19 protein-coding genes and 2 pseudogenes are annotated in these 24797 nt (G+C 36.3%); 7 read left to right on the top strand and 14 right to left on the bottom strand.

Annotated elements, in window-relative coordinates:
- Positions 1 to 250: 250 nt before the first annotated feature.
- From ACXY7N_RS10545 to ACXY7N_RS10535, 3 genes and pseudogenes are all read right to left on the bottom strand, one after another.
- Positions 251 to 442, bottom strand: a pseudogene (locus ACXY7N_RS10545) (beta-channel forming cytolysin); the annotation flags it as partial.
- 15 nt (positions 443 to 457) lie between these two features.
- Complete coding sequence (gene colA / locus ACXY7N_RS10540; protein ID WP_488592419.1) at positions 458 to 3364, bottom strand: collagenase ColA; 2907 nt, start codon at positions 3362 to 3364, stop codon at positions 458 to 460.
- A 214-nt stretch (positions 3365 to 3578) separates the two neighbouring features.
- Positions 3579 to 4256 carry an MgtC/SapB family protein gene (locus tag ACXY7N_RS10535; protein ID WP_016086892.1) on the bottom strand — a complete coding sequence of 226 codons (678 nt, stop codon included), beginning with the start codon at positions 4254 to 4256 and terminating at the stop codon, positions 3579 to 3581.
- Positions 4257 to 4546: 290 nt separating this feature from the next.
- On the opposite strand from ACXY7N_RS10535, the gene ACXY7N_RS10530 reads away from it, so the two are divergent.
- Both ACXY7N_RS10530 and ACXY7N_RS10525 read left to right on the top strand, forming a co-directional pair.
- Positions 4547 to 5065 carry a GNAT family N-acetyltransferase gene (locus ACXY7N_RS10530; RefSeq protein ID WP_016086891.1) on the top strand — a complete coding sequence of 173 codons (519 nt, stop codon included), beginning with the start codon at positions 4547 to 4549 and terminating at the stop codon, positions 5063 to 5065.
- Positions 5062 to 5979 (top strand): GNAT family acetyltransferase, encoded by a 918-nt coding sequence (locus ACXY7N_RS10525; protein ID WP_488592391.1) that lies wholly within the window; start codon positions 5062 to 5064, stop codon positions 5977 to 5979. The genes ACXY7N_RS10530 and ACXY7N_RS10525 overlap by 4 nt, the downstream gene beginning before the upstream one ends.
- Before the next feature lie 21 nt (positions 5980 to 6000).
- On the opposite strand, the gene ACXY7N_RS10520 is transcribed toward ACXY7N_RS10525, so the two are convergent.
- Both ACXY7N_RS10520 and ACXY7N_RS10515 read right to left on the bottom strand, forming a co-directional pair.
- Complete coding sequence (locus ACXY7N_RS10520) at positions 6001 to 6909, bottom strand: VOC family protein (RefSeq protein WP_016135103.1); 909 nt, start codon at positions 6907 to 6909, stop codon at positions 6001 to 6003.
- 190 nt (positions 6910 to 7099) lie between these two features.
- Positions 7100 to 8011, bottom strand: a complete 912-nt coding sequence (locus ACXY7N_RS10515) for a VanW family protein (RefSeq protein WP_016086888.1) — start codon at positions 8009 to 8011, stop codon at positions 7100 to 7102.
- Positions 8012 to 8375: 364 nt separating this feature from the next.
- Here ACXY7N_RS10515 and ACXY7N_RS10510 point away from each other — a divergent pair, with 364 nt between their 5' ends.
- Both ACXY7N_RS10510 and ACXY7N_RS10505 read left to right on the top strand, forming a co-directional pair.
- Positions 8376 to 8717, top strand: a complete 342-nt coding sequence (locus ACXY7N_RS10510) for a hypothetical protein (protein WP_116329409.1) — start codon at positions 8376 to 8378, stop codon at positions 8715 to 8717.
- A gap of 117 nt (positions 8718 to 8834) precedes the next feature.
- Entirely contained in the window at positions 8835 to 9926 is a 1092-nt protein-coding gene (locus ACXY7N_RS10505) for a DUF3900 domain-containing protein (RefSeq protein ID WP_000345047.1), read from the top strand.
- A gap of 262 nt (positions 9927 to 10188) precedes the next feature.
- On the opposite strand, the gene ACXY7N_RS10500 is transcribed toward ACXY7N_RS10505, so the two are convergent.
- Positions 10189 to 10536, bottom strand: coding sequence for a hypothetical protein (locus tag ACXY7N_RS10500; RefSeq protein WP_098486158.1), 348 nt, complete (start codon positions 10534 to 10536; stop codon positions 10189 to 10191).
- Between the two features lie 413 nt (positions 10537 to 10949).
- On the opposite strand from ACXY7N_RS10500, the pseudogene ACXY7N_RS10495 reads away from it, so the two are divergent.
- A pseudogene (locus tag ACXY7N_RS10495) lies at positions 10950 to 11072 on the top strand (hypothetical protein); the annotation flags it as partial.
- Between the two features lie 216 nt (positions 11073 to 11288).
- Here ACXY7N_RS10495 and ACXY7N_RS10490 read toward each other — a convergent pair.
- The 7 genes from ACXY7N_RS10490 to ACXY7N_RS10460 form a co-directional block, all read right to left on the bottom strand.
- The gene (locus ACXY7N_RS10490; RefSeq protein ID WP_098985882.1) at positions 11289 to 12134 is read right to left on the bottom strand and encodes an exonuclease; all 846 of its coding nucleotides are present in this window, start codon (positions 12132 to 12134) and stop codon (positions 11289 to 11291) included.
- Between the two features lie 188 nt (positions 12135 to 12322).
- Complete coding sequence (gene cspB / locus ACXY7N_RS10485; RefSeq protein WP_001179148.1) at positions 12323 to 12523, bottom strand: cold shock-like protein CspB; 201 nt, start codon at positions 12521 to 12523, stop codon at positions 12323 to 12325.
- A 216-nt stretch (positions 12524 to 12739) separates the two neighbouring features.
- On the bottom strand, positions 12740 to 13639 hold the full coding sequence (locus ACXY7N_RS10480) for a WD40/YVTN/BNR-like repeat-containing protein (protein ID WP_098486161.1): 900 nt from the start codon (positions 13637 to 13639) through the stop codon (positions 12740 to 12742).
- Positions 13640 to 13655: 16 nt separating this feature from the next.
- Complete coding sequence (locus tag ACXY7N_RS10475) at positions 13656 to 14099, bottom strand: flavodoxin (RefSeq protein WP_001062763.1); 444 nt, start codon at positions 14097 to 14099, stop codon at positions 13656 to 13658.
- A 139-nt stretch (positions 14100 to 14238) separates the two neighbouring features.
- Complete coding sequence (locus ACXY7N_RS10470; RefSeq protein WP_016086882.1) at positions 14239 to 14859, bottom strand: acetate uptake transporter; 621 nt, start codon at positions 14857 to 14859, stop codon at positions 14239 to 14241.
- Positions 14860 to 14945: 86 nt separating this feature from the next.
- Complete coding sequence (locus tag ACXY7N_RS10465; RefSeq protein WP_016086881.1) at positions 14946 to 15341, bottom strand: NUDIX hydrolase; 396 nt, start codon at positions 15339 to 15341, stop codon at positions 14946 to 14948.
- Positions 15338 to 15679 (bottom strand): ASCH domain-containing protein, encoded by a 342-nt coding sequence (locus tag ACXY7N_RS10460; RefSeq protein WP_016086880.1) that lies wholly within the window; start codon positions 15677 to 15679, stop codon positions 15338 to 15340. Before ACXY7N_RS10460 ends, ACXY7N_RS10465 begins: the two co-directional genes overlap by 4 nt.
- Before the next feature lie 139 nt (positions 15680 to 15818).
- On the opposite strand from ACXY7N_RS10460, the gene ACXY7N_RS10455 reads away from it, so the two are divergent.
- Positions 15819 to 16376 carry a CatB-related O-acetyltransferase gene (locus ACXY7N_RS10455; RefSeq protein WP_116363490.1) on the top strand — a complete coding sequence of 186 codons (558 nt, stop codon included), beginning with the start codon at positions 15819 to 15821 and terminating at the stop codon, positions 16374 to 16376.
- Between the two features lie 51 nt (positions 16377 to 16427).
- Here the strand turns inward: ACXY7N_RS10455 and ACXY7N_RS10450 are convergent, their stop codons facing one another.
- Entirely contained in the window at positions 16428 to 23900 is a 7473-nt protein-coding gene (locus ACXY7N_RS10450) for a DUF7507 domain-containing protein (RefSeq protein ID WP_116363491.1), read from the bottom strand.
- 116 nt (positions 23901 to 24016) lie between these two features.
- Here ACXY7N_RS10450 and ACXY7N_RS10445 point away from each other — a divergent pair, with 116 nt between their 5' ends.
- The gene (locus ACXY7N_RS10445; RefSeq protein WP_088084076.1) at positions 24017 to 24766 is read left to right on the top strand and encodes a (S)-benzoin forming benzil reductase; all 750 of its coding nucleotides are present in this window, start codon (positions 24017 to 24019) and stop codon (positions 24764 to 24766) included.
- The last annotated feature ends 31 nt before the right edge of the window (positions 24767 to 24797 follow it).

Here is a 24797-nt window from a genome sequence, read left to right as displayed (position 1 = left end):
TGACGGAATTATTTACATGATAAAATTTTTACTACTTAACTTATTAAATAAATTTCAAAAATGCTGCTACTTGACTTATTAATCCTCTTGATTTCGTGAATAAATTAAAAGTAATACGGACCAAAGTTTATCTGTTTTTATGGATACACTCTGGTCCTTTAATTAAATCAAACACACATAAATTTTATTACTTTGCTCACATCTCTATGAAATAATAATTCATAGATTGTATCTCATTTACTGATTATATCTACTTAACTTCAAGATAAGGTCTCTTGATACTTAATTTCTTAATATCATTAGATACATTACCTACAGTTATTTTTTCATTTGAAATATTAACTTTTTACTATTCATAAAGATACCAATTTTTAACTTCATAACTGATATTGTAACCTGCATTACGTGATATAGGCTTAAATTGATTTCCATTCATTGAAAGACAATTTCTCTTTTTCTATTTTACTTCTACCGTATAATTCCCTGTTCCCCCGCCATACTGATACACATGTAAATAATATTTTCCTGGATACGTGTAATAACTTCCTACTAACTTATTCCCCTCTTGCTGGGCATACGTAACATAATTATTTAAATCTGCTTCCGAATAAAGAACCCAGTTTACTCCGATATTATTTTCCTTCGTCACATTAATTTGTAGATTTTTCGCAGTTTCCACATTTATTTCAAAGAAATCACTCGTATCACCATTTCCTAAACTAGCACGTAAAACTTGATTTAATTGCAGTTTATTTGCTGTTTGGAATGAATTGTTTGGTTCTTTTTCTACACTGTTATCTTCTTTCTTTTGAACCGTTACAGTCGTTGTAACAGTATTAGTTAATCCTTTATCATCTGTTACTGTTAATTTTGCCGTATATGTTCCTTCTTTTGTATACACGTGAGTCGGATTTTGTTCATTGCTTACAGTACCATCACCGAACTCCCATTTATAAGCAAAAATTTTCCCATCTTCATCTTTTGATCCATCGCTTTTAAATGAAATTGCTTCATTTATATTTCCACTATATGGACCATTTATAACTGCGACCGGTGCTTTATTGACAGCACCTTCTTCTGTATTAATCCCATGGAACACAACATCATACTCAAATTGTCCTGATGTATTCACACGGTAATTTACAAAGTAAGCTGTTACAGTTTTATAACCTGTCCATTCTTTTGCACTTAAACGTTTTAACGTATCATTCACATTTTGTGTAATTGTTTTCCAGTCTTCATATTCCCCTTTTGCAGCAGTACCTGTATACGTTCCTTGTAGTGTAAATGTATTAAAGAACTGTGATTTATTTTTCTTAACTGATACATTACTTAATTTTGCTTCTGCTGTAATTTCTGCCGCAATATCTGAAACTGGTTTTGATGCGTGAGTTGCTAAATAATCATCTGATACTAATGGAACATTATATTTCTCACGGTTATCGACTAACTTTTGCATATAATCTTGATACTCTTTATTTAAATTCGCATCTTTACTTAAAGCAGAGCGGTATGCATCATATGCTGTTACATCATTTTTTCTAATAATATCATGAATTTTGTCAAACATATCATATCTCTTATTGTACATATATGATTGTAATGCAAAGGAATAATTATAGAAATCCCACGTTCCATACTTTGCATTTAACGTTCGCTCTGCCGTATAACGTTCCGCTGGATTTGAAGATAATCCGCCTATAATACTCTTTCTCGGTACAACATTATCTGTTCTCGTTGCACCTGCAAAAAACTCAGCATTCCCTTCTTCAAACCAAGATAATCTCTCATTCTCATAAATCTTACCTTGCCCCCAAAGTCCTGGCACTTCATATCTACCTTGTAAGTAATGTGTAAACTCGTGTCGGAACAATTCTTCTAAACTATAAATACTTTCTTCTGGCGTACGTTCATAAGTAAAGAACGTACCTGTTCCTTCTATATAAAGACCGCCGTTATTCGTTTCATACCCGTACAATTGACGGTTAAATTGATATTCAGCTGGACTATTATAAATAACCATCGTTAATACATCATCAGGATTTCCCTTTTCTAAAGGTTGATCACTTTCAACCGTACGATGGAATTGTGCCTTCACTTCTTTTGCCGCCCAATATAGACGTTTTACTTTTTCTTCTGTCACTTTGTCTCCAGCTTTTAACACAATTGCCCCATCATCAAACGTATACGTTTTCGGCAAATATTTTTTCTTACCCTCTTCTCTTATTTGATCTAAATTGACAACGTTCCCATTTGCATCTTTCCCGCCATAATTCGTTGTAATTTGCTCAGCTGCTACGAAATATTGCTCACCTAAATACGAATAGGTTTTCATCGCATCTGTTAAAACTTGTAACCCTTTCGTCCCTGTACTATGGAATGTACCGAGTCTACCTGTATAATAAATACCATTATTAATAAGCCATCCGTTTTTCTCTGTAACCGTTCCTATTAACGCGAATCTACTTAATTCGTTAATATAACGATCTATTTTTTGATACCATAGTGTATCTTTCGGTGCTTTTCCCGTGTCATATAAATACGATTGAATATCATAATCTACCCCTTGCATAATATCGTACACCGCATTACCTGCTGAACGATTATCTATAAATATAGAAAGATTATCATTATATTGTTTGAAAATGTTCGCAGTCGATGAAATCGTTTCCCCATCACTAGAAGCGTTTCCTATTAATTTTCCATATGATGATACAACTTTATTTTGTTCTAATGTACCAAGTTTGAAATTTGGGTTGTTAGCAATCGTTTTCAATGCAGGTAAACACTTGTCATGATAGCTTCGTTCATTTAATTTGCTTAATTCTGTATGGTAAAACCCTAAATAAAACCCAGAGCGCAATACCTCTACTAATGTTTCAATCCCTTTTGAATCATCCTTTGTATAAGCTTGTCCTTGCTGCTTCAATCGATCAATAATCGCCTGCATCCTACTTTCATTTTGATAGAATGCAAGGCTGTCTTTATTAAACTGAAATAATCCCGTAATTTGCTCCCAATCGATTGTTACAAGTAAATCTACTAACTGCTGATTGCTTAATTGATTTAATTCAGCAATTGTATAAGTTTTCGCTACCGCTAATTGCTTACTTTCCTTTTTTACTTCAGGTGGTCTTTGCGATAAATCAGCAAATTGTATCCTTTTCTCAAAAGATTTATTTTCTAGCACTTTCGATGAATGAGCTAACTCTTGCACTGGAAGTTGTACACCAACCGGTTCCATTTTGAGCACATTTCGATAAGAAACTTGCCCTCCCTTAGTATCTTCCGCCGATATGTTTCCTTGCAAGCTACCTAACATTAAACTAGCAAAACTTACCCCTACCTTACATTTTTTTTGAATAGCCTTTCATACTCTCCCCTACCTTACATTTTTTAGTGTCCCGCTCCATTATTTTACTATTCTGATTATTTATTCTGTATTGAGAAAAAATAAGGTAACGTTCACACATGTATCCATGCCGCGTAAAAATTAACACTTGACTTTACGTGCGTTTTATATCAAAAAAAGATAGATAATAGCGAAATTCCTGCTACATCTATCCTCGTTTTCAACACTATGATTTTAACTGTATGAATGTAACTTCCGGTAATGTTTGCATATGCTGAATAAACTCATTCTTTTCTTTTGACGATATATTTTTCAGTTGCATCCCTACCTTATAAATAGTTTCTGTACCTTGCTGTAAAGCTTCCACTTCATATGAAAGTATTGGAATACCTTTCACTTGTAGCGTTTCTAATATTTGTTGTACCGCTTCATGCTTATTTATACACATTTGTACCGTTATATTTTGCGGAAATAAAAATTGCACCTTAAAAATACGACTTACAATCTCTAAACCAATTAAAACGAGAATCGTCGCTCCAATTCCTACCACATACATACCAGCACCAATTGCTAATCCAATTCCTGCTGTAGCCCATAAACCAGCCGCTGTCGTTAAACCTTTTACCGCCTGTTTTTGAATAATAATTGTACCTGCACCTAAAAAACCTACTCCACTAACAACTTGTGCTGCAATACGGCTCGGATCAAGAGCCATATGTTCTTCATTCATAATATCTGAAAAGGCATATTTTGAAACGACCATTATTAAAGCACTCCCTACCGCTACGAGGAAATGAGTCTTTAATCCAGCTTCTTTTGATCGAATTTCCCTTTCAATACCGATTATTGCTCCTAACAAACCGGCAACACCGATTCGTATAATCAAATCAAAATTTACACTCACGAGCCCTTCCCCCTTTCATTCATTATAGATAGATAAAACAAAAATTATCACACACATCCTTTTATCAATATGAAGGAATTCCATCAAAATACTCTTAATATTCCGACTGTTTTATGTTAATATTTTTAATATTAACATAAAATGAATAGCTTCTAATTTTAAACTTCCACTAATTTTCTTAAAAAACAAAGGTCGATTACATGAAATGAGGTTGAGAAAGTTTAGAAAACGCTTTCATTTAGTTTCGTAATTTTTTATACATACTACATAAATAAAGGAGCTTACCAACAATGAACGTCTCTTTACTTACACCTACTACCGATTTACAAGACGAATACTTAGATTTTTATAACGAATGGAAAAATAGTGGTGAAACGATGATTCCCTGGGTTATTTCAAAAGACCCTTCTAACTTCCCCACTATGATTCAAGAATTACTCGATGCACATAACGGAGTAAACCTTCCTAAATCTTGGGTACCAGACTCTACGTATTGGCTCGTTACAGATGAAAATAAAATTGTAGGTGCTGTTAATATACGCCATAGTTTAACCGAACATTTATTTAACGCTGGCGGTCATATCGGTTATGGCATTCGCCCTTCCGAAAGAAGAAAAGGTTATGCTACGAAGTTATTAGAGTTATCACTGGAAAAAGCGAAGGAATTAAACATTACGAAAGCACTTGTCGTTTGCGATGAAGTGAATACAGCTTCAGAAAAAACAATTTTACATAACGGCGGGCTTCGTGATGATGATTTCACTGAGGGAGATGGAAATGTAGTAAGACGGTTTTGGATTGAGCTATGAAGAAGCCATCCAATGAAAACAATCTTGTTCTAGAGAAATATAGTAGAAGTAATGAGCTACAAGTAAAACAACTTATTGATTTATACAATGAAGATTCTTATCTATTTAACTTATTAAGAGGTAATAAAACAAAATGTGCATATATTGCCTACTATAAAAAAGATGTAGTAGGCATCTTTTTCGCCTGGAGCAATAACTTCCATCCATACTGCACATACTTTCGAATATATACGAATCCTTTCTATTCAGGGCTACACATTGAAAAATTTTTATTAAACGAAATTCAAAAACGAGAAAACTTCAAACTACCATTGCAAACCTCTGTATGGGAAACATCAGCTCATTTAAAAGCCTATTATGAAGAAGATAATTTTATGGAAATTCGAAGAACATTTTTGCCGATATTAGACGTACAAAAAATCATACCTATCGATACAATGCTTCCTTCAAATTATCATGTACAAACGTTATCAAATATCGTATCCAATAATAGCTTCTTTGAAAAACTAGCTCACTTAGTAAAAACGAATTACGAGTATACTCACTTAGCAAATCCGGTTGCCTCATTCTCTCTCGAAACTTGGCAAGAGATGCTTTTGGCTGATGATGTACTACTAGATGGGAGCTTTCTCATTATAGATGAAGAACATCAAATTATGGCATACTCTTTCCTCCATACATCAGAAAAGGATAATACGGTAGAACTAGGATGGTGTGGGACTCACACTATAGAAGATTTACCCTTACTGAAACTGCTCGTTTTCAAACAAGCTATGTATGCAAATAAACACGGCTACTCTTTCATTCAAGGTGAATTTGATTCAACAAGTATATACGCAATGGAAATATTAAAATCCTTTCTTTTTAATCCTTGTGCTACTTGGATTACGTATCAAAAAGAAGCCGGAAAGTGATTATACACTTCCCGGCTTCTTTTATGCTGTTTCTATTTCAAACTTTACAGTAATACCACTAGGATCTACTACTGTAAATCCATTTGTACTTTCGTTTACTTTATGTTGTTTTTCCATTAACCTTTCTTTCACTTCATCTAACGCTTCTTTATGCGGTAATACAATTGTATATACTTTAAGTCCAGTTGCATGTGCTGGTGGGTGCGGATTATGTATACCATTCCACGTATTTGCACCTATATGATGATGATATCCTCCTGCAGAAATAAATAAGCAATCATCTTCACGCTGTTGCACTTCAAATCCTACTGTTTCTACATAAAACTCATGAGACTTCTCTACATCCGCTATGCGTAAATGTACGTGTCCAACGACCGTTTCAGCTGGTAAGCCATCAAACTCATAATCAACGAGTGTTGCTAGCTCTTTTAAATCAAGTGGCGTACTTCCTCCTGGTCCTTCTCCCCATTGATCACGCGGACGGTCTGCATAAATTTCTATACCATTTCCCTCTAAATCTTGTAAATAAAACGCTTCGCTATACGTATGATCACTTGCACTATTAAACCTTGAAATTGGTAAAATTTCATTTGAATATGTATAACGCCCTTTTTGTTCAGCTGGGCTATCAATTACATTCTTATTACGAACCACCCCAAATAATGCCGAAGCAAAGGCCTCACGAGTCGGAACTAAAAAGGCTACATGATATATACCAGTCGTACGCGGCTCTTGCAGCACCCCGTCCTCTAACTTTTCAAGAACAAGTAACGTGTTCTTTCCACCTTTTCCTGATAAATATGCTTTATTCCCCTCTTGTTTAATTACGTCTAAGCCTACTACATTCTCATAAAAAGCAATTTGGCGCTCTAAATCTACCACTTTAAATTCAACATGACCAATACGAGTTTTCGGATGAATTTGTACCATGAATAACTCCATCTCCTTATCCTTATATATTTCCAATACATATAACCGTTACTATGAAGGATACAACTAAAATCACCCTATGTAAATAAGAAAAGTCAGAATTTATAATCTTTTTTTATTTACATAATAAAAAAGCCCCCTCTTCTAACTTTCAGAAAAGGTGACTTTACGAAACAGTCTACTATTATTCTTATCTCATTTTATGTACTTCAGCAACTAACTTTCCGCCCTGAATGCCCATATAAAGTTTCACAGGTGCATCATTCGTGTTTTCAAACACTAAGTCTAAGTATGGATATGCAATTGTAGCATCTCTTCCTTGTGGAACATAACCTACCGTTTTAGAATGTGTCGTTCTCTCTACCATTTTCAAACCAGCTTGATCTGCTGCATTGTATAATGTTGATGATGTTTGACAAACACCACCGCCATATCCATCTACTAATTTACCATCTACAATTTCTTTTCCTAGTTGATATCCTTTATCTGGAGTTGTATCACCAATTAATGCATTGAAAGAGAAACGGTCTCCTTTTGCTAATACAACTCCATTTATGCTCGCTGCTGACAAACGAATATTCTCAATACGTCCACCTGTTGAGCCACCTAAATTCGTTTCATATCTACCAATTACCGTACCACTTCCTTGCGCATCACTTAATGTTGCGGTAGGCTTTTTCTCAGCAATAGGTAACTGATATGAAGAATCCCACATACCAACGTTTAATAATTTATCTACTAATTCTTTTTCCATTAATTCATAAGAAGGTTTTCCTTCTTGCCAACTTCCATCAGGTGCTACACGTGAAGGAACCATCTTTTTGTCAACACTTTTCCCAACCTCGCTAGCAACCTTCGTTACCGATTTTTTAAATTTTGCTTCGTCTTCAAAATAACCTAAACTCGATAAATCTAGTTTTTTCACTTCAGTACCTGTACGACCATCCACTAAACTAATAGAATCTTGTACTTCTGCTTTAGCTTCTACCGTGTGGCCACCAATATCACTTACTAATGCAACATCACTTACTTTTGTACCACAACCACTCACTACAGCTACACATAACACCCCAACTAATATACCCTTTACTTTACGGAACAATATACTCTCCCCTTTTCCCCAGTATTACTTTTATGTATTATTTCATTTTTATGTATGTTTTGTTACAATCATTTTACAATATATTTATAAAATGTTACAAGTTATTTTTTACTCTATATAAATTACTCTTTTCTTTTGTAAATGTCTATACATATTTACATAAAAGTTTGAGTTTGATAAAATTGTAACCTTTGTGTAACCCCATTCTTTTATCCAGTATATACCATAAAACAAAAGAAATACAAATGTAAAAACTCCATATTCTTATTTATAAAGAAACATCCCTTGAACATAAATAGGTATTTGCCGTGCCGCCGCTCCGCTTTTGCACATACATTATGGTGAATTAACCTAATTTAAAGAAATGGAGGATGTTTTTATGTACCCCTACAATCCATACGATCCATATAACCAAAATGCTTATCAGCCTCAATATGATTTACAAGCACAATATCAACAATATATGGATCCAGTAGAACAAGTTAATCCATATGATCAAAATCGACAATTCCAACTTCCAATCTCTTTTCCTGGTACTGGAAACCGTCAATTAGAAAGACGAGTAAATGAGCTTGAGCAAAGAGTACGTCAATTAGAAAACACGGTTGAGCGTCATACACGTAGATTAAACCGCTTAAACCAACGTTTACGCACAATAGAAAACAGACTAAACATTCCATTTTCAGCATTAGAAGACGGATTTTAATTTCGAAAATAAAAAATATATGAAGGAAGGGGGCTTCCCCTTCCTTATATAAATTGACGAAAGTTTTTTCCATCTCTATACTGATAAGAGTTAATGAAATGAAACAAGGTGATAAATATGGATTTTGAAATAAATTATCTTTCCTTTTATGTTGTACAAGTAGAAGGAAAAGGTGAAGCTGTTGATAAGCGCTACAAACATTTTCAAACATTAGACGCTGAAGAGTATGAAGATAGCTCCTTAAAAGAATTTTTGAATGGAGAATTATTAAAAATTTCAAAGCGAAAAGTAGAACGTCATGCGAAAACAGAACAAGCTCCGACAAAAATCGGTCGCTTCATTGTAGAAGAAGGGCACGAACTTGATTCAAACCCTCATTACAACCTATTTAATCGCATTCGCTTTGCGGAAACAAAAGAAAACTTCAAAGATATGAGCGAACCTCTCGTTTATACATATCTTGACACAAGTGCTGTACGCGGTGGTGTATTTTTAATTGCACAAGCAAAACTACGCAAATACTTTGATGATCCATTCGTCTTCGTTATGAAATGTGACTTCGAGCCGAAAGTCGCTTCTATTTCCGATGAATCCACACTGATTCGTAACGTTGAAATGGCTATCACAACAAAAAACATGAAATCTATCCAATATCCGTACATGCCTGAAGAAGGTATGGTCGAAGTCGGCGAGCTAAAAATCCATCAAGCATCACACGCCCGCTACTTTGAAGACTTCTTAAAATTCGTCGAATATGAACGCTCTATGCCTGAAATTATGAAAACACAAGTAATGGACATGGTATACGACCAAATTGAAGATGTATTTGAAGAAGGTACGGAAGAACGCGAACAATTCGACCAAGCAATGGAAGTATGGGCTGCCAGTCCGAAACGTGAAATTATGGAACAATTTTCAACAGAAGAAGTAATGGAAGCTACTGCTCAAATCGTCGAGCATGCCCCTGAAGTGGAATTAAAGCTAAAAGCAGATCATATCTCTGTGAAGGCCTTGCTTGCTGATTTCGGAGATCAAATACATATCGCAAAGGTAAATGATCGATACGTATTAATGATTGAGGCTGATACACTTACGTTTGAGAAAGGCTTCTCTCCTATTGAGTTCCTGAAGCCGGATGAGTTGCAAGATGTGATTGAGCGGATTGAGAATAAGCAGCAGTATTCTTATGATCCGAACGGGATTGAATAAATCTTTCCATAAATCTGTTTTTACAGGGCGCTTTTAATAAGCGCTCTTTTATTTGGAACATAGTTTTCATTTATATTAAAAACCGATTCCACTAAGAATCGGTTTTTCTGCTTTATAACAAAATATGCTTATTTGAGATGTTCTCTACAATATTTTCTTGTATACCCAGTATTAAAAACTTTTTACTAGTAGACCAAGTCCTTCTATAAGCTCTTAATAGTTTTCCTTTAAGCCACTAGGTGTTTTATTAGAATGAAAAATTTCACTTCACTACCTCAAATTTATTGTACTCGTAAAAAGATAATTGAAAACGATATTCCGGATGCTCTCTCACCCAATCGTAGGCTTCTTCTAAAATTCCCATTATATTTTGCGCGTCATTAAGTTCACTACATTCATTCCTTTTCTGTTTACACAGAGGGCAGAACCCATTCACTATTTCGGTATTCATCGCACGAATCGTTTTACTTTCTAAGTCAACTACTAGACGAAGAATAAAAGAATGCTCTTCTTTTGTAGTAACCATCATTTCAGCAATTCCATCCTCATTCCAAAAGACACCGTTTAATTCCATCTGTAAGGTGACATCTTTGATATCTAAGTCTATCATTATCACACCTCCCTTGTATAAAGTGAAACTTTAATCAGTGGGGGGGGGTTGTTTACCCCCACTGATTATTAGTTGAACCAATCGAGCTTTTACGGGCAGTTGATCCCCCTTAAAATTCTATACTTTCACTGAATTTTAAGGGGGGTCTTACTGCCCGTTAATGCGGGATAAAACTCTTACCTTGCTCTTCGATTTTAATCTTTAATACACTACGACTTAAAGGATATATTAAGCTTTTCCAATTACTCTAGATCCGGTTACTTTTCCTTTCATTTATACATATACTACTACAGATTAAATTTAATTTAATAGAATGGAAGATATATATGGGGTGTTACAATTCATCCGAAAGAAGAATATACGAACTTGAACAACAAATAAAAAAGTTAAACTTTCAGGTTTATAGCTTAAATGAAAGAGTTCGTCAATTAGAAAATACAGTTGAGCGACACACCCGCCGGCTGAACCGTTTAAATCAACGTTTACGTACTGTAGAAAACAAATTAAATATTCCATTTTCAGAAGATGAATATTAACTCGTTAATTTGAACAATGTAAACAATAACATTTCCATTTATTTCAAACTGCAAATTCAATTTATCTCTCTCAAAACACCAATAATATGTATATTCATACCAAAAACAATAAAATATTCCATTACTAATACGGGGCAAGCCGTGAATTTTCCAACTAAACTTCAGCGATTTAATCCTGAAGTCTAGTTGTACATATGAATAAAATAAATTTTATTACTAACTCTCTTCTACTACTTTCTCCATCTCAGCCAAATACCTAATCTGCCTTTCCGCCTTTCTCACCGCCGTACGAAAATGCTTTTTCAATAGTTCTATTGTAGATTCACTTATATAGTATCTTTCCGTTATATTTTCCCACGTGTCACTACTTTCAAATGTACTCCAAACGAAAGGACGCTCTGTATTTTTTCTCATTTCTTTAAATACCCATTTTCGCATCTTTTTTTTCGCTTTTTCTGTTAGTTTTCCGTTCTCTACAAGTTCAAGCTCACCGTGTCTTTTGTACCGTTTATGAATATCTCTCTCGCTATATACTTTAAGAAGTATCTTGGCTGTATTTTCAGCATCTGCTAAAGCTCGGTGTTGCTTCCCTTCCCATGTTAAGCCGAGCTGTTCTACTGCAAATTGTAAACTTGGTGTATTCTCAAACAGTTCTTCATACGCTTGGAAAACAAATTTCTGTAAATCAAATTTTCTCTCTTTTTCCATACATGGGCATTCTACACCATGTAACGTACAATCATGCGATAGAAAACGATAATCTTCTCTTCCCCATGAAACAAATAGAGAGTCTTCTCCGATAAACTGAATAAATTTCTCTATAATTTGCGGGAATTTCTCCACACCAATTAAATCTTTCTTTGTAATTCCCGTTAATTTTGTCGTATGACGAGTAAGACGTGCACCTGGTTTTACTAACTCCGAAAATTCTCCGATTACTTTCATTGTACTTGCTTCTATTTTTACAGCCCCGATATCAACTATCTCTGACGGATCGTCTGATTTATACGGCCTGAAATTTCTCTCTATATCAAACACAATAAAATGTGTAACGTTTTCCAATTTATTTACCTCTTTCTACATTCCTTTTCACACACATACTCTATTTTCAGTATTTATTTATTCATGTACTTTATGCATGTAATACTTCGTCTAAAAACGAAAATTCAATCTCATTATGATATGTACATAGAAGGTTATTCAATAAAAATGCAAAAAAAAAGAAGGGCAAGCCCTTCTTTTTTCCGTAATTACTTCTTGTTAACGTTTGTAGCTTGAGGTCCACGGTTACCTTGTTCTACTTCGAAAGTAACTTCTTGACCTTCTTCTAAAGTTTTGAAGCCGTCGCCTTGGATAGCTGAGAAATGAACGAATACGTCTTCTCCGCCTTCAACTTCGATGAAACCGAAACCTTTTTCTGAGTTAAACCATTTTACTTTACCGTTTTGCATGTAAAAAATCCTCCTACAATGTACCTATATGTACATATTCATTTTCAACCACTTTACAATAATACTTCAGACATAAAAAAACTGCAACCCCTAAGGAGATTTAACATTGCTATCCTCCTCGGAAGTTACAGCTCATTTAAATCTCTATATTATTAAAAGTAAAATGGTTTAAATATAATATATCATATCAATATAATAAAAGCAAAGTTTTTTTTGCTAAACAACTTTTTTCTTCCACTGCATCGCTTTTAATTCACCTGATCCAGCTACTACATAGCCTTCTTTTTGGTTAACGATACGCCAGCCATGCCCTTTAACTGAGTCACATACTGTAACAATTCCTTCTTCTAGAAGTACACGACAAACAGTACTAATCCCCGCCTTATTTTGCGTTGACGTTGTATATAGCACATGTTGATCTACACTTAAGTCTAAATAGCTACTTGCTTTCTGCTCGCTTTGACATGTGTGCCAATATGTTTTTTCACTCTCAATACTTTCATCTATTTTACAAAAAGAAATATTCCCACTAATCCCCTTGCACGATCCACTGGCTGCTACTAAATAAGAATTGTGTAAAGTCAACGCTGAAATCATCTGATTCATCACGATTTTAATCCTCTTTAATTTACGTGTCTCCAAATTAAAGAGCCAAACACCACCATATTTAGCATGTATTTTCGTACCGATAAATAAGTAATGTTTATATAAAAATAACGATCGAATAGATGGTGCCCCGCCACCATACTCAAGAAATGGATGAATGGTTTCCCATGTCGAACCAAAATCATTAGAATGATACAACGTTTTATCTCCATGAGCAATGACAGTTCCTTGTACATTACTACATACATTCCAACTCGTTGCTTTTGTTGGAAAACGCTGAACCGTCCAGTTCTCTCCACCATTCATACTACGAATAAAAATCCCTTCGTCACCTACACCATACACTACATTATCTTCGCTATGTAAATCCCTGATTCGTTTTTGAAAACCATTTAAAATTTGTTTCCATTCTCCATCTTGTTCAATAAATAATCCATTATATGTAGTAGCTAACATAAGCTTTCCATCTCTTAACTTTGTAATAGCGGTCGCACTTAACATTGTCTCCACGTTGACACTCCCATTCTTAGAACTTCTCAGCAAATGCAATTGCAAAATTACTGCATTTTTCAACATCCTCTTCATCTTCTGGAGCTAGTTCGATTTTCAATCCTTCTTGTACAAGCTCTGCACCGCGTTCTACAAGCCTTTCTTCAAATATCGTTACCGCTTCACAAAATAATTCATACGCCGTATCACCTGATCCGAATACTGCTACTTTTTTTCCTGATAAATCTATATTTTCTAGGTCCTCATGGAAATCTTCCGCTTCAAATGGTAGTTCACCATCGCCCCACGTATAAGATCCTAAAATGATTCCATCATAGGCTAATAATTCTTCAGCATCCATGCCTTCCATTTCTTGCAATACTACTTCATGATCAAAGGCATCTAAACTAACTTTAATTAAATCAGCAATACTCTCTGTATTTCCTGACATACTTGCATAAGCTATTAAAATTTTCGCCACTTCGGCATCCCCCTCTTACAATAAATGATTCTCATTCTCATTATATTAATAATGAGAATCAATTTCAATTGTATTTTTCATTTTTATTTATTCCATACAAAAAAGCACAGATGACTATACAATCATCTGTGCTTTTTTATTACTTTTTAAAAATACCAAACGGTTTTCCAACTGGTAAAACAACTTTTCCGAAGTGTGTATTTAACACTGCTGCTGCTGAACCATAGAAAGATAATAATGAAATAAGAAGTTCAGAATATGCTGCTAAATTATGCATTGCGTGCGGCATAACACCTAAAGTACTTAATGAAAGACCAATAAATAAGAAATCAATAAGGACGAAAATCATAAATAATACTTTATGTGTTTCCATTGCACCAATTGTCATAAAGATTGTGAAAATCAAATATCCGATAAAGGCTATACCAAGCTGTTTTGAATCTGCAGCTTGTGCTAATTTTTCGCCAAATACTCCAAGTTGAATTAACCAAGTCATTCCAACACCTAGCCAAAATAGGCCGTACGCACCGAATGCTGTTGTACCGAACGTATTGTTATGCTTTGCATCGTGAATGCAAGCAAAGATTTGTGCAAACCCTCCTAAAAAGATTGCCCACGGTAATACAAGTGAAACGCCATCTGTTAAGCCTAACTTTTGAGATGATGCTACAAGTGTTACCATCGCTAATCCAAATAGACCAATTCCAGATGGATCTGCTGTTGTCATTTTCACATGATGTGTAGTAGTTTGATTGCTCATATAAACCTCCTGATTATAAACATACTCGAATACAATACTTAAATCAGAAGACTATGTCAATGGTTTTTTTTGTATGTTGTCAGACCTTATATTTTATAATGATTGAATATACTTCCTACCACTTCATACGGTTTTATATTCACTTTTTCCAACTCGTGTATCGGCAACCACAACGGAATATAACTCCCTCTATCTTTCAGTTCAAATTCTTCAGCTTTACCACTTCCGAAAACTCCATCTATAATATGGGCATTAAAATAATACTCCGTACATTTAAACTCCACCTTTGCAATTAGATGCTCTACTTTTATATGTACCCCTAATTCTTCATAAATTTCTCGCTTCGTTGCTTCTTCAGGTGTTTCTCCTTCTTCAATTCCTCCGCCTGGAAAAACATAATATGTTTCACCTTCTCGAATACGTTTTATTAGAGCAATTTTCCCTTCCTGCACAATGATAGCCCCGCCGCGATTTCTTATCATTTTATTACCTCAATACCAATGGCAACTGTTCCCCACTTTTTTTCTTGTTCTTTCGTATATATTTTGTATGTACTTTCTAGCATCTCCTCTAAACTATCATTTTCACAATCCAAAAATTTTTTATCAATTTGCTCGTACATTTCTTTAAAGCTTTTGTATCGCTTTACTTCCGTTACTTTTACAGCCATCGTTTCTGCTGTCGTAAGGTTCGTAAATACAATTTCATCGCCTTGTTTTATAAGTTGACGCTTCGTATCGTATAAGCGTACTTCATATACCTTTTTTTCTGATTGAATTGACTGAAAAGGTTTATTATATAACCCCATTTCGTATCTCATTCATTCCACTCCCCTTTATTCATTTTCCCTACTAACATACTTACATCTTACTAAGTCATACAACACAGTTCGCCTTATTCCAAGTTGCATATAATGTTCCATATCCATTACTTGCTTTAGAGAGGATGCTAAATTCGTTATGTTATATTTAAATCAAAAACCTGAATATAATAAATATGATATTGGTGATTATACTTATAGTAAAGTAGGGCCAACCATTTTTTCTTGGAACGATGAAACAAATTTAAAAATAGGTAAGTTTTGTTCATTAGGAGAAGAAGTCGTTTTCATACTTGGCGGTGAACATCGCGCAGACTGGATAACGACTTACCCATTTAATGCACTTTTTGATGAAGGAGCACATATTACTGGTCACCCTTCTTCAAAAGGTGATATCGTAGTCGGCAATGATGTATGGATTGGTTATCAATCCTGCATTCTATCTGGTGTTACAATTGGTAACGGAGCCATTATCGGGGCAAAGAGTGTTGTTACAAAAGACGTACCTCCATATGCAATTGTAGCTGGTAATCCTGCAAAATTTATTCGATATCGTTTCCCGCAAGAAACGATTGACAAACTAGAGAATCTCGCATGGTGGGATTGGGATATTTCTGTTATAAAAGGAGCTATTCCATTTCTACTCTCCAACAAAATCAACGAGTTTTTTACCTCTCCCGAAAATGAATCTACATGACCGATACACACAAAAAGAGCATCCTATTCTTTCAGGATGCTCTTTTTGTTTTTATTTTTTATGTCCGTGTAACTGATTACACGGAGAACATTGAAATGGAATTTTATCTAAGCAATTAAAGTTCGTTTCGCAAATTTGTTCTATCGTTGGAACAAATGGGATGACTACTATGTTACTTTCTATTATTTGTGTAACAGGTGGCAATACTGTACCTACTTGATGTTCAAAGCGAATACTCGCTTGGTTAATATAATTTCCTGAACCACTTGGTGCGCTCTGAACTGCTACTTGAAACGAAACTGTCCGCGCTTCACCCGGATTTAAATTTCCTATAAGAAACCCTGATACTGGACTTACATTTGGTAATGGAACACTATCGACTATTACGCTTCCAGGGATAAATCGAACACTACTATCTAACGTGTCTTGAAAACGAATATTTTGCATGACAGTATCACCCGTATTTGTAATGACTGTCGTAAACGTAATGACATCTCCAATTGTTGCTGTTTGAAGATCTGCCGTTTTTACGACTGTCGTTGAGACATTTTGAGGAATAAATGGGATAACAACTGTATTACTATCGCCTTCAACTACTACAGGCCGCTCATCCGGATTTACAGTTGCGAGCCCATTTGCTATAGCAGTATTTGTAACTAAATTATTTATTTGCCCTCCTGTTATTACAACTTGGAAGTTAATAATCGCTGCATCATTTGGCTGAAAATCACCTAACGGAATACCGGTATTCGGATTGGCAAACGGAAGAGGTACATCATTTACGGTTACCGTTCCGTTTATAAAGAACGTATTCGGATCAATGATATCTGTTAAAACAATATTCGTCACAGGAACTGTACTATCATTTATAACGGCAATTCCGTAAGTGATAACATCCCCTACCATTGCTACTTCAAAGTTTGCTCCTTTTGCAACAAATAAGATTGCAGTATTTACCGTCACTATAACTGTATTGCTCGTATCCATCACTGTAACTGGCGGCTCTCCTGGTACTAAAATATACTCTGCTAACGCGCCAGCAACGTTCACTGCTGTACCACCATCCGGAAAACTTATAATTGTAGCTTCATATGTTACAATCGCCGTCTCACCGACTGGAATGTCTAAAATCGTAAATCCAACCTGTGGATTTACTCCCGGACGAGCTACTCCATTTACAGTTACACTATTTGGTACAAAAACAGCTTCCGGAGATAGCACATCGATAAATTGAACATTCATCGCGTCAGCAGTACCAGTATTTAATATACGAACAGTATACGTTACCGTTTCCCCTACTCCAACAATTGAATGATCTACTTCTTTCAGCATATCTAAACTGCCTCTATTTACTGGTGTGACTGTCGTATTACTTGAATTCGTAATTGTAAACGGAGGTTCCCCCGGAATCAATTCAAAATCACCCGTTATTCTCGCTGTATTCATAATGCTACTTGAAGGCGGAATTGCAATTACATTTACTTCAAATGTAATTAATACGCTATCCCCTACTGCAAGATCAGGTAATGAAAAGCCTACAAATGGATCTAAACCTACTTGCGGAATTCCATTTATTTGTACACTTCCAGGAACGAATTCTAAACTAGGTGATGGAATATCGATAAACTGAACATTCGTCGCTGTTACCGTTCCCGTATTTGTAACTTGCACACTATACGTTAACGTATCTCCTACACGTGTCGCTTCTTTATTTACAGATTTTATAACGCTGAATCTTCCTCTATTTATCCTTGTTATCGTCGTATTACTCGGCTCTATTATTACAACCGGTGGCTCTCCTGGCACTAAAGTAAAGCTTCCTGTTATATTTGCAACGTTCGTAATTGTTCCTGATGACGGTATGTTTGTAACTGTCGCTTGAAACGTCACTATAACTGTTTCACCAACTGGTATATCTCCTACTCCAAAGCCAGTAATCGGATTTAAGTTTGGTTGCGGAGTTCCATTTATCGTTACACTATTCGGTACAAATGATGCTCCAGCTGAAATCGTATCAATAAACTGAACATCATTAGCTATTACTGTTCCTGTATTCGTTATTTGCACTGTATACGTTAATACATCTCCAACAAGGGTAGCAGCCCGGTTTACTTGTTTAATAACAGTAAATCGTCCTCTATTTACAGTTGTAAGTGTTGTATTGCTCGGTTGGTTTACTATCACTGGTGGTTCTCCTGGCACTAATATAAAACTTCCCGTAACATTTGCCGTATTAGCAATTGTTCCGTTTGATGGAACACTAACAACGGTTACTTGGAATGTGACTTCTACACTTCCCCCTGGATTTATATCTGGAAGCGGGAATCCATTATTCGGATTGAATCCAGGTTGTAACACACCGTCTATCGTTACACTGTTCGGCACGAATGCTATAGAGGAAGGTAGTACATCACTATATTGAACATTCGTTGCTGTCACTGTCCCTGTATTTTGAACTACTGTTGTATATGTGATTGTATCGCCTACTGCAACAATTGGCTGACTTACTGATTTTAATACATTCAAACCAGGTTCATTTATTTCTGTTAATGTCGTGTTACTTGTCGTCGTCTCCGTAATCGGTGGTTCTGTTTCACTTACAGCAAATGTAGCTGTAACGTCTACAAAGTTAACAATCGTTCCACCTTCTGGTATGCTTGTAACCACTTCCTGATATGTGACAAGTACAAAATCATCTACAGGTATATCTGGAACTGTAAAACCAATGAAAGGATCTAATCCTGGTGCTGGTACCCCGTTTATGCTTACACTTCCTGGCACAAATGCTACACCCGCGGAAGTCGTATCGATAAATTGAACATTCGTCGCTGGCACTGTTCCGAAATTAAAAATCAATACATCATACGTTAATATTTCTCCTACAGTCGCTACTTCTTTATCTACTAGTTTCAATGGAAAAATAAACGCTATATTAATTGTCGTAACGACTAAATTTGTTAATATCGTTTCCGTAATCGGTGGTTCCTGCGGATTTGGTTGTGAAGTAAATGTAACGTCTGCATCATTTAATATGACTTCATTATCTGGAATTTCTGTAATCGTCACTTGGAACGTTACCTCAATACTTCCACCATTAATTAATAATGGCGTAACTGTAAATCCTATTTCTGGATTTAACCCAAGTTGCTGCACCCCACCTATCGTTACACTATCTTCTACAAATGTCGTTCCTTCTGGTATGACATCTTGGAAGAACACATCTGTAACTGGTATAATTCCTACGTTTGAAATGAGCACGGTATACGTTAATACATCCCCTACCGCTCCAGTTGCAACGTCAACTGTTTTTGTTGCTGTTACTTCACCAGGAGGAGGTAACGGTATTGTAACTACCGTTGTATTGCTTGAGTTCGTTGTTGTTACAGGTGGTTGTAAAGGATTTAATAAGAAAGTGGCTGTAGCAGATGCTGTATTTAATACTGCTCCACGTGTAGACGGTGCAACTACCGTAACTTGAAATGTTACTGTCAATGATGTTCCAGCTGCAATATTAGGAAGCGGGAAACCAACATTTGGATCAAACCCAGGTTGTGGTGCTCCATTTATCGTTACACTATTTGCAACAAATGTTGTTTCTGGAGAAATTGGATCAATAAAAGAGACATTCGTTGCTGTTACTGTGCCGTTATTTCGAATGACAACAGAATACGTGTAAGTTTCTCCTAGTGCTGCTTGTTGTACAGATGCAGATTTTTGTATATTTAACTGTGCTGTGTTTACTTGCGTCACTACAAAATTACTATTTGTAACAGTCGTTATTGGAGGGTTTGCTGGATTTATAAGAAAACTGGCAGTAACGTTCGATTGGTTTCTAACATTTCCACCGCTCGGAACACTCGTCACTGTAACTTGAAACGTAATCGTAGCCGTTTGCCCGACCGGAATATTTGGTACCGGGAAACCTGCCATAGGATCCGCGCCTTGCTGTACAACTCCATTTATCGTCACACTATTTGCTACAAACGCAGTACCAGACGGAATTGGATCTTGGAAAATAATATTCGTTGCAGGAACAGTTCCTGTATTTTGAATAAGAATCGTATACGTTAACGTATCTCCTACTCCTGCTTGTGGTGTATTTACACTCTTCATTACATTAAGTGATCCTACATTCACTCGCGTCACAACAATATTACTAATCGTTACAATTGTAATTGGGGGCTGGAGAGGACTTACTTGGAAATCCCCAGTTACATTCGCATTATTCGGAAGAACTCTATTTGGTGGTACACTCGTGATTGTCACTTGAAAGGTAACTGTTACCATCCCTCCTACTGGAATATTAGCAAGTGGAAATCCAGTTGTTGGGTTTAAACCCGGTTGAGAAACCCCGTTTATTGTTACACTATTCGCTACAAACGTTGTTCCAGATGGAATCGGATCAAGGAATGATACATTTGTTGCTGCTACTGTCCCACTATTTTGTATACGAACTGTATACGTTAACGTATCTCCTACTCCTGCTTCAGTAGCGCTTACACTTTTCATTACATTTAACCCTGAAGAATTCACGACTGTCATAACAGTATTACTTGGTACTGTTACAGTAATCGGTGGCTCTGTTGGATTTACAAGGAAATCTCCAGTGACATTCGCATTATTTACAACATTATTTCCTTGGGGAATTTCATCAATTAACACTTCAAATGTAACAATTACATTCGCGCCAGTAGGCAAATTATTTAATGGGAATCCAAGTTCTGGATCTGCCCCTTCTTGTAAAACACCATTAACAAATACACTGTTTTCAATAAATAATGTCCCTTGTGGAATTGAATCTTTGAAAAACACATTTGTAGCTGGTACACTACCTGCATTTATTATTTCAATTGTATATACTAAAACATCCCCTACAGTTGCAACATCCGTATTCACCGATTTCACAACTTCAAAGTTCCCTGATTGTACTGTTGTATTCACAACATTACTCAGAACATTGATTGTTACTGGAGGTTCACTCGGATTCACTTGAAAACTTGCTGTTACATTTGCCTGATTTAAAATATCTTCATTTTCTGGATCCTGTACAATTAATACATCAAATGTGACTACAACTGTTTGAGCCGCAGGAATATTCGGAAGAGAAAATCCTGTGTTTGGATTCGATCCACTTTGCGGTAATCCATTAATTGTTACAGAATTTGCAACGAAAGAAACAGCGGAAGAAATAGCGTCTTGGAAAAATACATTTGTTAACGGAACGTTTCCTGTATTTTGGACCGCAATCGTATATGTTAAAGTATCCCCTACTGCCGCTTGCATTGTATTCACTTCTTTTATTACATTTAAACCGCCTGTATTAATTTGTGTCACCACTGTATTCGTTTGTCTACTAATCGTTACTGGTGGCTGATTCGGAATAACGACGAAATTAGCAGATACATTTCCACGATTCGCAATCGTACCTCCCGATGGCGTAGATGTCACTCGTACTTGAAAAGTCACTGTCCTACTTCCGCCGGGAGATATATTCGCTACTGTAAACCCAGTCGATGGATTTGCCCCAGGTTGTGAAACTCCATCCACAGTCACACTATTTGCGATAAAAGCCGTTCCGATTGGGATCGGATCTTGAAAAATAACATTTGTCGCAAGTACATTTCCGATATTCTCAATTGTAATGGTGTACGTAAGAATATCGGAAACCGTCGCAAAAGCTTTATCCACTGTTTTTCTCGTTCTTATATCAGCTATATTAATAGTAGTAAATACAGTATTACTTGTCGCTTGACCTGAAATTGGTGTTTGACCAGGCACTGGAGTAAAGTTAAACGTTACACTCGCGCGGTTCGGAATTGGATTGACAAGCGGATTAGATGTTACTCGAACTTGAAAACGCACTACAGTCGTTTGCGAAGCATTAACACTTCCAAGATTAATACTACTTGCTGGATTCGCTCCTGGACGTGCTACTCCATTCACCGTAACACTATTCGGAACAAATGTTGTTCCAGCAGGGATACTATCAACAAAAACAATATTATTTGCAGTAACATTTCCATTATTAGTCACATTAACTGTGTACGTTAATACATCATTAATGGTTGCGGTCTGTAAATCTACAGATTTTTGCAAACTTAAATTCGCTCGATTTACCGTCGTCTGTACTGTATTTGAAGTAGATGTGCTTGTAACAAGTGAACTTCCTACAAGAGGACGGAATTGGTAAGATACCATTGCACGATTTGGAATGGGATTCGGACTTGGGAATGTTGTGACCCTCACTTGAAATGTAACAATTCTTTGAGCATTGTTAGGGATTGTACCTAAATTAATTCCACTAACTGGATTCGCACTCGGCTGTGTTACTCCACCTACTGTTACACTACCAGCTATAAATGTTGTTCCATTTGGAATACTGTCTTGTAATACCACATTTTCTGCACTTCCTGTTCCTGTATTCGGAACGGTGATCGTATATGTGAGAATATCTCCTACCCCTGCAACTGTTTTATCGACTGATTTAACAGGGTTTATAATTGGACCTGTTGCATCAATTTGAACACCAAAACCAGCTGCAGCGTATCCATCTCCATTTGTAACGAAACGAACAGTCGCGGACGTTTGATTGTTTACTAATGATGAAGAGGCATCTACATTCGTAACGTCCCACCCTTGTCTTCGAACTGCTAAAGCGATTCCTAACGGCTGATTCAAATTTCCAAACGTGCCGCTCGTATCTAAATTCCCACTGTCATTACAAATTTGTGATTGAAAAAAATTATTTGCAGGATTTCTCGGTCCGAATAAAGCAACTGTAGCAGTTGCATTCGGTCCAAAGCGAAGTTGATCTCCAACGATGTTAGAATCACCTTCTTGGGCAGTTACGAGTACTCTTCCTGTAACAGTTCCCGTAGACGGCGTTGCAAAACCTGAAATAATAGCATCAACTGGTGGTGATGAGGCCTCAATAATTTCTTGTCCTGCATACACTGATAAATTCCTTAGTGGTAAACTCGCATTTTGATAAACCACTTCAAGAGTCCAGCCAGCAGAACGACTAATTGTTGAATCAGCTGAAGTTCTTGCAGCTGGCACGGCACCTGTTGTATATGTGCCAGCCCCAGCTGCACTCACAAGGTTCGTTACATTAGCAGAACGACTATAATAAAACTGCTTCCCTACTGAACCTTGCTGCGCAGTAGCGGGATCTGGTGTAACAGAAAATGTTCCCACTGGTGTTATAAAGGTGATATCATCATTTAAAAACGCAGTAACATCCTCCGTATCAGTCCGGTATGTGCCAGCCCACACAAGTTCTGCGTATAAGACACTACTTCCTGCTGGCAGGTTCAAAATTGCACTTGAAGAATTTAGTGGCCAATCATTCGTCGTTCCTGCTGGGAATCCAGGTACTTGTAGTGATGTATTCACCGTTGTGAATACATCAATCGTACCAAAGTTATTGCCTGGCGCAGGTGATGTCGGACTTAGTCCTAATGTGTTCCCAGTGAACGTGACGGCACCAGTTACTGTTGTAGTAAAGCGATTCATAAAAGGCACATAATCATCTCATTTCATTTATAGTAAAAAGTGCTCTATACTATAAAATGTAGACAAACTATGCAATGTACTTTGTCCAACAAAATTCCGCACATACGAGAGGAGCTTACTACACTATGCGCTATGTTATCGTAACAGGAACTTCACAAGGTTTAGGTGAGGCAATCGCCGCGCAATTGTTAGAAGAAAATACGAGTATCATCTCTATTTCTAGAAAAGAAAATAAAGAGCTTACGAAACTCGCAGAACAATATAACAGCAACTGTGTTTTCCACTCCTTAGATCTTCAAGATGTACATAATTTAGAAACGAACTTTAACGAAATCATTTCATCTATTCAAGAAGACACAGTATCGTCTATTCATTTAATTAATAACGCTGGTACACTCGCACCAATGAAACCAATAGAAAAAGCTGAAAGCGAACAATTCATTACGAACGTTCAAATTAACTTACTTGCACCGATGATTCTTACCTCCACTTTCATGAAACATACGAAAGACTGGAAAGTAGATAAACGTGTTATAAATATTTCATCTGGTGCAGGAAAAAATCCTTATTTTGGATGGGGCGCTTATTGTACAACGAAAGCTGGCGTAAATATGTTTACACAGTGTGTAGCAACCGAAGAAGTAGAAAAAGAATATCCCGTAAAAATCGTCGCTTTTGCACCTGGTGTTGTTGATACAAGTATGCAAGCACAAATTCGCGACACAAATAAAGAAGACTTCATCAATTTAGACCGCTTCATCGCACTAAAAGAAGAAGGAAAACTACTATCACCTGAATACGTTGCGAAAGCTATTCGTAGCTTACTAGAAACTGAGAATTTCCCGCAAGGTGAAGTCATTCGGATTGATGAGTAACAAAAAGGCGTACTATTTTAGCACGCCTTTT

The organism is Bacillus sp. 5w2, from assembly GCF_054353775.1.
Note: the sequence above shows the minus strand (reverse complement) of the source record. Positions and strands in the feature narration are given on the sequence as shown.

What these genes read in the sequence shown, in the direction of transcription:
- ACXY7N_RS10510 (WP_116329409.1), top strand. Translation starts at nt 8,376, where the DNA reads ATGGAGGATGTTTTTATGTACCCCTACAATCCATACGATCCATATAAC.
- ACXY7N_RS10465 (WP_016086881.1), bottom strand. Translation starts at nt 15,341, where the DNA reads ATGATAAGAAATCGCGGCGGGGCTATCATTGTGCAGGAAGGGAAAATT.
- ACXY7N_RS10455 (WP_116363490.1), top strand. Translation starts at nt 15,819, where the DNA reads ATGTTATATTTAAATCAAAAACCTGAATATAATAAATATGATATTGGT.
- ACXY7N_RS10445 (WP_088084076.1), top strand. Translation starts at nt 24,017, where the DNA reads ATGCGCTATGTTATCGTAACAGGAACTTCACAAGGTTTAGGTGAGGCA.
- ACXY7N_RS10505 (WP_000345047.1), top strand. Translation starts at nt 8,835, where the DNA reads ATGGATTTTGAAATAAATTATCTTTCCTTTTATGTTGTACAAGTAGAA.
- ACXY7N_RS10460 (WP_016086880.1), bottom strand. Translation starts at nt 15,679, where the DNA reads ATGAGATACGAAATGGGGTTATATAATAAACCTTTTCAGTCAATTCAA.
- cspB (WP_001179148.1), bottom strand. Translation starts at nt 12,523, where the DNA reads ATGCAAAACGGTAAAGTAAAATGGTTTAACTCAGAAAAAGGTTTCGGT.
- ACXY7N_RS10525 (WP_488592391.1), top strand. Translation starts at nt 5,062, where the DNA reads ATGAAGAAGCCATCCAATGAAAACAATCTTGTTCTAGAGAAATATAGT.
- ACXY7N_RS10470 (WP_016086882.1), bottom strand. Translation starts at nt 14,859, where the DNA reads ATGAGCAATCAAACTACTACACATCATGTGAAAATGACAACAGCAGAT.
- ACXY7N_RS10500 (WP_098486158.1), bottom strand. Translation starts at nt 10,536, where the DNA reads ATGATAGACTTAGATATCAAAGATGTCACCTTACAGATGGAATTAAAC.
- ACXY7N_RS10520 (WP_016135103.1), bottom strand. Translation starts at nt 6,909, where the DNA reads ATGGTACAAATTCATCCGAAAACTCGTATTGGTCATGTTGAATTTAAA.
- ACXY7N_RS10530 (WP_016086891.1), top strand. Translation starts at nt 4,547, where the DNA reads ATGAACGTCTCTTTACTTACACCTACTACCGATTTACAAGACGAATAC.